The organism is Methylobacterium sp. WL116 (assembly GCF_008039455.1).
Taxonomy (GTDB): domain Bacteria; phylum Pseudomonadota; class Alphaproteobacteria; order Rhizobiales; family Beijerinckiaceae; genus Methylobacterium.
This window is the reverse complement of sequence record NZ_VRUV01000166.1, coordinates 1-8,508: the sequence shown is the minus strand read 5'-3', so window position 1 is coordinate 8,508 and position 8,508 is coordinate 1. Positions and strand designations below refer to the sequence as shown.

General features: G+C 72.5%; 5 protein-coding genes and 1 pseudogene. All 6 read right to left on the bottom strand.

Translation table 11 applies throughout. The features are described 5' to 3' along the window. Window positions 1-1,185, bottom strand: a 1,185-nt coding sequence (locus FV223_RS13730) for a BCD family MFS transporter (RefSeq protein ID WP_147727572.1), incomplete at its 3' end; no start/stop codon positions are given. Beyond that, window positions 1,182-1,889, bottom strand: a complete 708-nt coding sequence (gene bchM / locus FV223_RS13725; protein ID WP_147727571.1) for a magnesium protoporphyrin IX methyltransferase — start codon at window positions 1,887-1,889, stop codon at window positions 1,182-1,184. The genes FV223_RS13730 and bchM, both read right to left, overlap by 4 nt. 11 nt (window positions 1,890-1,900) lie before the next feature. Next, window positions 1,901-2,794, bottom strand: a complete 894-nt coding sequence (bchL, locus tag FV223_RS13720; RefSeq protein WP_147727570.1) for a ferredoxin:protochlorophyllide reductase (ATP-dependent) iron-sulfur ATP-binding protein — start codon at window positions 2,792-2,794, stop codon at window positions 1,901-1,903. Then, entirely contained in the window at window positions 2,791-6,510 is a 3,720-nt protein-coding gene (locus tag FV223_RS13715; RefSeq protein WP_147727569.1) for a magnesium chelatase subunit H, read from the bottom strand. The genes bchL and FV223_RS13715 overlap by 4 nt, the downstream gene beginning before the upstream one ends. Then, complete coding sequence (gene bchB, locus FV223_RS13710) at window positions 6,485-8,047, bottom strand: ferredoxin:protochlorophyllide reductase (ATP-dependent) subunit B (protein ID WP_147727568.1); 1,563 nt, start codon at window positions 8,045-8,047, stop codon at window positions 6,485-6,487. Before bchB ends, FV223_RS13715 begins: the two co-directional genes overlap by 26 nt. Window positions 8,048-8,051: 4 nt before the next feature. Next, window positions 8,052-8,501 (bottom strand): annotated as a pseudogene (locus tag FV223_RS13705) (nitrogenase component 1); the annotation flags it as partial. Between the last annotated feature and the right edge of the window lie 7 nt (window positions 8,502-8,508).

The following is an 8,508-nucleotide window of genomic DNA, read 5'->3' as shown; positions in this document are numbered from 1 at the left end:
CGCCTGGACCGCGCCCCAGGCGCCGAGCGCGAGCCCGGTATCCTCCGGCCCGGCCTTCGCCATGGAGGCGGTGAGCGTGCCGTGGGCGAACAGGCCGCCGCCGCAGCCGATCAGGCTGACGCCGGCCGCGAAGACCTGCGTCGAGCCGAGCGGGGCCGCGAACACGACGCAGGAAAAGGCAAGGATGCCGATCACGGCACCCGCCGCCGCCACCCGGAACGGGTCGCCGCCCCGGTTGAGCCAGCGCGCCGCCGCCAGCAGCCCGAGGCCGCCGCCGGCCGCCAGCATCGCGGTCAGCGCCGTGGTCGCGCCGACCGAGAGGTGCAGGATCTGCCCGCCATAGGGTTCCAGCAGGATGTCCTGCATCGAGAAGGCGGCGGTGCCGAGCCCGGTGGCGACGAGGCGGCGCCGCGCCAGCCCCTGCCCCGCATAGGCCGCCCAGGATTCGGAGAAGCTCGGCTGCGCCGCGTCGCGGGCGCGGTCGGGGTCGCGCGCCTCCTGCTTCCACAGGGCCAGCCCGTTGAGCACGATGGTGACGAGGGCCGTGCCCTGGATCACCTGGATCAGCCGCACCTTCGAGAAGTCGGCGAGCAGCAGGCCGAAGGCGACCGCGCTGACCATCATCCCGACGAGCAGCATGACGCAGAGCAGCGCGACGACCTTGGGCCTTGCATGGGCCGGTGCGAGGTCGGTGGCGAGGGCGAGCCCCACCGTCTGCGTGGTGTGGAGGCCGGCGCCGACCAGGACGAAGGCGAGCGCGGCGGCGACCTGCCCGGCCCACATCGGGCCGGTGGTGTCGCCCGACAGCAGCAGCAGCGCGAACGGCATGATCGCGAGCCCGCCGAACTGCAGCAGCGTGCCGAACCAGATGTAGGGGACGCGGCGCCAGCCGAGCACCGACCGGTGCGTGTCCGAGCGGAAGCCGATCAGCGCCCGCAAGGGGGCGAAGATCAGCGGCAGGGACAGCATCAGCGCGACGACCCAGGCCGGCACCTCCAGCTCGACGATCATGACGCGGTTGAGCGTGCCGATCAGCAGCACCGCGGCCATGCCGACGGTGACCTGGAACAGCGACAGCCGCATCAGCCGCCCGAGCGGCAGCTCCTTCGTCGCCGCGTCGGCGAAGGGGAGGATCGACGGCCCGAGGGCCGCGACGTGCCGGATCAGGCGGAGGCCGAGCTTCATCGGCGGCCCCGCGCCAGCTCGATCGCGTTCGAGAGGTAGAAGCCGCTGTTGACGCGCTGCGTGCGCGTCAGCGCGAACTCGGCCAGCGCCGGCTCCCGGCCGATCCGCTTGGCCAGCGCGCCCAGCGTGATCGGCACGATCGCCGGCGCCCGGTCGGCCCTCGGGAACAGCGTGCCGGCGGCGTGCATCGCGGTGAGCAGGGCGGTGCGGGGCGCCACCGTGAACACCACCGACCCGTCCGTGCGCGCGCCGAGCGCGGCGAGCGCCCGGGCGATGTCGGCGGCGCCGTAATGGATCAGCGAATCCATCGCCACGACGTGGTCGAAGCGGCCGAGGCTCGGATCGAGCATGTCGCCGACCCGGAAGTCGATCGACCCGCCGCCCGCGATCGGCCCGGCGCGCTCGGCCGCGAGGCCGACCAGCGTCGCCGACACGTCGATGGCGACGACCTCGGCGCCGCGGCGCGCGGCCTCCAGGCTGAGCGCCCCGGTGCCGCAGCCGGCATCGAGGATGCGCCGGCCGGTCAGGTCGTCGGGCAGCCAGGACAGAAGCTGAGCCCGCATCGTGTCGCGACCCGCCCGCACCGTCGCGCGGATCTTCGAGACCGGTGCGTCGGAGGTTAGCCGCGCCCAGGCCTCGACCGCGGTGCGGTCGAAGTAGGTGGTGAGCTGCGAGCGGCGCTCGGCGTAGGATGCGCTGGTCATCACGAGACCCCTCAATCAAATCCCAGGAACTCGAAGAGGTCGCGGTCCTTCATCGGGATCGCGGAGAGCGGCTTGCCGCCGGCGTAGAGGTAGGCGGCCAGCCGCATGTACTCGGCCTTCACGGCCTCCAGCTCCGGCGTCTCGTCCATCTCGAACAGGGTCGACTTCTTCAGGCGCGAGCGCCGCACGACGTCGAGGTCGGGGAAGTGGGCGATGCGCTCCAGGCCGACGGCGGCGTTGAAGCGGTCGATCTCGTCGGTCTTGGCCGAGCGGTTGGCGATGACGCCGCCGAGCCGCACGGGGTAGTTCTTCGCCTTGGCGTGGATCGCGGCGACGATGCGGTTCATCGCGAAGATCGAGTCGAAGTCGTTGGCGGTGACGACCAGCGCCTGTTCGGCGTGCTGGAGCGGCGAGGCGAAGCCGCCGCAGACCACGTCGCCGAGCACGTCGAAGATCACCACGTCGGTGTCCTCCAAGAGGTGATGCTCCTTGAGGAGCTTCACCGTCTGGCCGACGACGTAGCCGCCGCAGCCGGTGCCGGCCGGCGGCCCGCCGGCCTCGACGCACATCACGCCGTTGTAGCCCTCGGCGACGAAGTCCTCGACGCGCAGCTCCTCGGAGTGGAACTGCACCGCCTCCAGCGCATCGATCACGGTCGGCGCCAGGCGCTTGGTGAGGGTGAAGGTCGAGTCGTGCTTCGGGTCGCAGCCGATCTGCAGCACCCGCTTGCCGAGCTTCGAGAAGGCGACCGACAGGTTCGACGAGGTCGTCGACTTGCCGATGCCGCCCTTGCCGTAGACGGCGAAGACCTTCGCCGTCGTGCCGATGGCGACGTCCAGCGAGACCTGGACGCTGCCTTCCGGCTCGCGGCGGGCGGCCACGGGGTTTCGAATCGCGATGTTCATGCCGCAACCTCCGCGGTGATGCCTTCGAGACGGTCCTCGAGCTCCTCCTCGGCGCGGGCGAGCGCGTCGCGCGTCGCCGCATCGGGAGTCCAGAAGCCGCGCTGGTGCGCCTCGATCAGCCGGTGCGCGACCTTGGCCGAGGCGGTGGGGTTGAGGGCGGCCATGCGCTCGCGCATGGCGGGGTCGAGGACGTAGGTCTCGGTGATGCGCTGGTAGATCCAGGGCGCGACGCCGTCGCTCGTGGCCGACCAGCCCATGGTGTTGGTGAGGTGCGCCTCGATCTGGCGGACGCCCTCGTAGCCGTGGCCGAGCATGCCCTCGGTCCATTTCGGGTTGAGCATGCGGGTGCGGGTCTCGAGCGAGACCTGCTCGGAGAGCGAGCGCACGGTGCCCTCGCCGCGGGTCTGGTCGCTGATGAAGATCGGCACCGCGGCGCCGCGGGCCTCGGCCACCGCCCGGCCCATGCCGCCGAGCCCGTCGAAGTAGTGGTCGACGCTCGTCACCCCGACCTCGACCGAATCGAGGTTCTGGTAGGCGAGGTCGACCTTGGCCAGCACGCTGCGCATCAGCGCGCGCTGCGGCGCCGGCTGGCCGGTGCGGCCGTAGGCGAAGCTCTTGCGGCGCGAGAAGGTCTCGGCGATCTCGTCCTCGTCCTCCCAGCGGCCGGACTCGACCAGCCCGTTGACGTTGGCGCCGTAGGTGCCCTCGGCGTTCGAGAACACCCGCAGCGCCGCGGTCTCGAGGTCGATGCCGTGCTCGGCCTGATGCGCGAGGGCGTGCTTGCGGACGAAGTTGCACTCCACCGGCTCGTCGGCGGTGGCGGCGAGGTACGAGGCCTCGGCGAGGAGCTTCGTCTGGAGCGGCAGCAGGTCGCGAAAGATGCCGGAGAGGGTGACGACCACGTCGATGCGCGGGCGGCCGAGCGTCTCCAGCGGGATCAGGGTCGCGCCGCAGAGCCGGCCGTAGCCGTCGAAGCGCGGCGCCGCGCCGATGAGCGCCAGGGCCTGGGCGATCGGGCCGCCCTCGCTCTTGAGGTTGTCGGTCCCCCACAGCACCAGGGCGACGCTCTCGGGCAGCGCCGCGCCCTCGTCGCGGTGACGGGCGAGGATCCGGGCGACCTGCCGCGCGCCGTCGGCGACCGCGAAGGCCGAGGGCAGGCGGTAGGGATCGAAGCCGTGCAGGTTGCGTCCCGTCGGCAGCACGGCCGGGTTGCGCAGCAGGTCGCCGCCGGCCACCGGCGCGATGAAGCGCCCGTCCAGCGCCTTGAGCAGGCCGGCGACCTCGTGGTCGCGGGCGAGCAGCGCGTCGGTCTCGGCCAGCGACCGGAAGGCGGCGCGGTGGGTCTCGTCGAGGGGCAGGTTCGCGGTGGCCAAAGCCGCGTCGACGTCCTCGCCGGCCACCAGGGCCGCGATCCCGGCCCGCTCCGGCGCGAGGCCGGCGGAGGCTTCGGCCAATGCCAGCAGCAGGTCGACCCGCTCCTCGGGCGGCGTGCCCTGCCCCACCACGTGCATCCCGTGCGGGATCAGGGTGTGCTCCAGCTCGTGCACCGCCTGGCCCAGCGCCTGGATGCGGGCGGCGAGGTCGTCCCAGGCGGGCTCGGCCGGAGCGAGGTCGAGGGCGGCGGCCTGGGCCTGGACGAGCAGGCCGAGGTCGCGCCGCTCGGCTTCCGCCTCCGGCTCCAGGGCGCGCCAGCGCTCGATCGAGGCCTTGAGGTCGATCAGCCCGCGGTACAGCCCGGCCTGGGCGAGGCTCGGGGTCAGGTAGCTGACCAGGGTCGCGGCCGAGCGGCGCTTGGCGATCATCCCCTCGGAGGGGTTGTTGGCGGCGTAGAGGTAGACGTTCGGCAGCGGCCCGATCAGCCGCTCCGGCCAGCACGATTCGGACAGGCCGGTCTGCTTGCCGGGCATGAACTCGAGCGCGCCGTGGGTGCCGAAATGCAGCACCGCGTCGGCGCGGAAGTCGTCGCGCAGGTAGCGGTAGAAGGCCGAGAAGGCGTGGGTCGGCGCGAAGCCGCGCTCGAACAGCAGGCGCATCGGGTCGCCCTCGTAGCCGAAGCCGGGCTGCACGCCGACGAAGACGTTGCCGAACTGCGCGCCGAGGACGAAGAGGGCCGAACCGTTGCTGTTCTGGCGCCCCGGCGCGGGCCCCCACTGCGCCTCGATCTCGGACAGGTGCCGCTCGCGCCGGACGTGCTCCTCGGCGGGGATGCGGTGATGGACGTTGGCGGGCGTGCCGTAGCGGGCGGAGTTGCCGGCGAGCACCGCGTTGCGCAGGTCGTCGACCGTGTCGGGCACCGCGACGTCGTAGCCGTCCGCCTTCATCGCCGTCAGGGTGTTGTGCAGCGACTGGTACACCGACAGGAACGCCGCCGTGCCGATCGAGCCGGCGTTCGGCGGGAAGCCGAACAGCACGATCGCCACCTTGCGCGCGGCCCGCGCGGTCCGCCGCAGGGCGACGAGGCGCTCGATGCGGGCGGCGAGCATGTCGGCACGCTCCGGGTGAACGCGCATGTCGCGGGCGTTCTCACCCATCGACGCGCCGGAGCGGCCGCCGAACACCATCGGCGCGGTGGCGCCGTCGAGCTCGGGGATCGCGACCATCATCGTGGCCTCGACCGGCGAGAGGCCGCGGTCGGAGCCCTCCCACTGCTCCAGGGTCTGGAACTCCAGCGCGTGGGCGGCGAGGTAGGGCACGTCGAGGTCGGCGAGCGCCGTCTCGGCCGCCGCGGCGTCGTTGTACGCGGGCCCGCCGACCAGCGAGAACCCGGTGAGCGAGACCAGCGCGTCGATGGCCGGCCGGCCGTCGCGGCGGAAGAAGGCGTCCACCGCCGGGCGGTTGTCGAGGCCCGAGGCGAAGGCCGGCACCACCGCGAGGCCGCGGCCTTCGAGCGCCGCGATCACGCCGTCGTAATGGGCGGTGTTCCCGGCCAGCACGTAGGAGCGCATCACCAGCAGGCCGACCCGACCCTTCGCAGGGCCGCTCGAAGGCCCCGTGGGCACGGGGAGCGCGGCGAGCGACTCGCCGATGCGGCCCTTCATGCGCGGGTGGTAGAGGCCGGTCTCGGGATAGCTCAGCGGCGCGGGTGCGGCGGCGATCTCGCGCCAGGCGAGGCGCGGGCCGGCGGCGTAGCGCCCGACCAGGAAGCGCACGAGGTTGGCGATGTTCTCGTCCGAGCCCGAGAGCCAGTATTGCAGGGTGAGGAAGTAGGCGCGCACGTCCTGCGCCGAGCCGGGGATGAAGCGCAGGATCTTCGGCAGCTTGCGGATCATCGCCATCTGGCGGGCGCCGTTGCCCTGGGCGCCCGGCTTGCCGCGCAGCTTCTTCAGGAAGTCGAGGGCGCCGCGCTTGGTGCCGTCCATGTCGAAGCGGTTGAGGCGGGTGGTCTTCACCACCTCGCCGGCCGAGAGGCAGCCGATCATCGCGTCGCAGTGCGGGCGGCGGGCCAGCAGCGCCGGCAGCACGGCGCGGACGTGCTCGTCCATGAACAGCATCGTCGCGAGCACGATGTCGGCCCGGGCGATGTCGGCCTTGCAGGCGGACAGGCTCGCGGGCGCGGTGTCCCACTCGGCGGCGGCGTGGAAGTCGAGGACGAGGCCGGGCATCTCGCTGCGCAGCCGGAGGCGGGCGCGCTCGAGGGCGCTCGCCATGTGGTTGTCCATCGTCACGACGACGATGCGGAGCTCGGGCCGTTCAGCGACCGAAATGCGCTTTGGCATCGTACAAGGTCTCGACGGTGATGAGCGGCAGCGCCCGCTCCCTGGCGAAGGTTTCCGTGTTGGTGCGGGCTTTTCCTCGGACGAAGAACGGGATCTTCCGCAGCTCCTTCTCGGCCTCCACGGCCCAGGTCGGAGCGGTCGGGCCGGCGAGCGTCACCGAGGTGACGGGCTCGGGAACCGGCGGGGCGGGCGCGGGCGCCCCGGCGGGGGCCTTGCCGCCGAGATGGGACGGGGCGCGGTCGTTGAACTCGGGGTCCTCGCGGAACATCCCGAGCAGGTGCTCCTCCAGGCCCATCATCAGCGGGTGGACCCAGGTGTCGAACAGGACGTTGGCGCCCTCGAAGCCCATCTGCGGCGAGTAGCGCGCCGGGAAGTCCTGGACGTGGACCGGCGCCGAGATCACCGCGCAGGGCAGCCCGAGCCGCTTGGCGATGTGACGCTCCATCTGCGTGCCGAGCACCAGCTCGGGGCCGGCCGCCTGGATCGCCGCCTCGACGTCGAGGTAGTCGTCGGAGATCAGCGCCTCGATGCCGTGGAGCGCGGCCTCCGCCCGGACCTCGCGGGCGAACTCGCGGCCGTAGGTGCCGAGGCCGACGACCCGGAACCCGAGCTCGGCCTTCGCGACGCGGGCGGCGGCGATCGCGTGGGTGGCGTCGCCGAAGATGAAGATGCGCTTGCCGGTGAGGTAGGTCGAGTCGACCGAGCGCGAATACCAGGGCGCGCGCGACGGCGCCCCGGCGAGCACCGGCGCCGGGTCGATTCCGGCCAAAGCCGCGACCTCCTCGACGAAGCGGATCGTCGCGCCGACGCCGATCGGCACCGTCTCGACCATCGGCTGGCCGAAGGTCTTCTGCAGATACTGCGCGGCCGCGCGCGCCACCTCCGGGTAGAGCACGACGTTGAAGTCGGCGTCCTTCAGGCGGCCGAGGTCGGCCGGGCTTGCGCCCATCGGCGCCACGACGTTGACGGCGATGCCGAGCCGCTCGAGCAGGCCGGTGATCTCGTCGAGGTCGTCGCGATGGCGGAAGCCCAGCGCCGTCGGCCCGAGGATGTTGCAGGACGGACGCCGGCCCTCCGGCTTCGGCTCCGGGGACGGCGAGCCGGAAAGCCCGCGGACCAGCCGGTAGAAGGTCTCCGACGCGCCCCAGTTCTCCTTCTTCTGGTAGGCCGGCAGCTCCAGCGCGATCACCGGGATCGGCAGGTTCAGCGCCTTGGCGAGGCCGCCCGGATCGTCCTGGATCAGCTCCGCCGTGCACGAGGCGCCGACGATCATCGCCTGCGGCCGGAAGCGCTCGTAGGCGGCGGCGGCCGCGTCCTTGAAGATCTCGGCGGTGTCGGAACCGAGGTCGCGGGCCTGGAAGGTGGTGTAGGTGACCGGCGGGCGGGCGTCGCGCCGCTCGATCATCGTGAACAGCAGGTCAGCGTAGGTGTCGCCCTGCGGCGCGTGCAGCACGTAGTGCAGCCCCTCCATCGCGGTGGCGACCCGCATGGCGCCGATATGCGGCGGTCCTTCGTAGGTCCAGAGGGTGAGCTGCATCGCCTCAGACCTCCAGCCGGGTGCGGCGGACGAGCGGGCGGGCGAACAGCTCGGCGAGGTCGCCGGCCTGGTCGTAGCCCTGGATCGGCGTGAACAGCAGCTCGATCGACCACTTGGTCGCGAGCCCTTCCGCCTCCAGCGGGTTGGCGAGGCCGAGGCCGCAGACCGTCAGATCGGGCCTCTCGGCCCGGGCCCGGTCCATCTGCGCGTCGAGGCTCTGGCCCTCGACGATGTCCGTGCCGTCGGGCAGCAGGGCGAGGTCCTCGGCGAGGTGCCCGCGGTGCAGGTATGGCGTCCCGACCTCGCACAGGCCCATGCCCAATTCCCGCGACAGGAACCGGGCGAGCGGCACCTCGAGCTGCGAATCGGGGAAGAAGAACACCCGCTTGCCGGCAAGCGTCTCGCGGTGGTGATCGAGCGCGCGGGCGGCGCGGGCCCGGCCCGGCGCGGTCGATCACCAC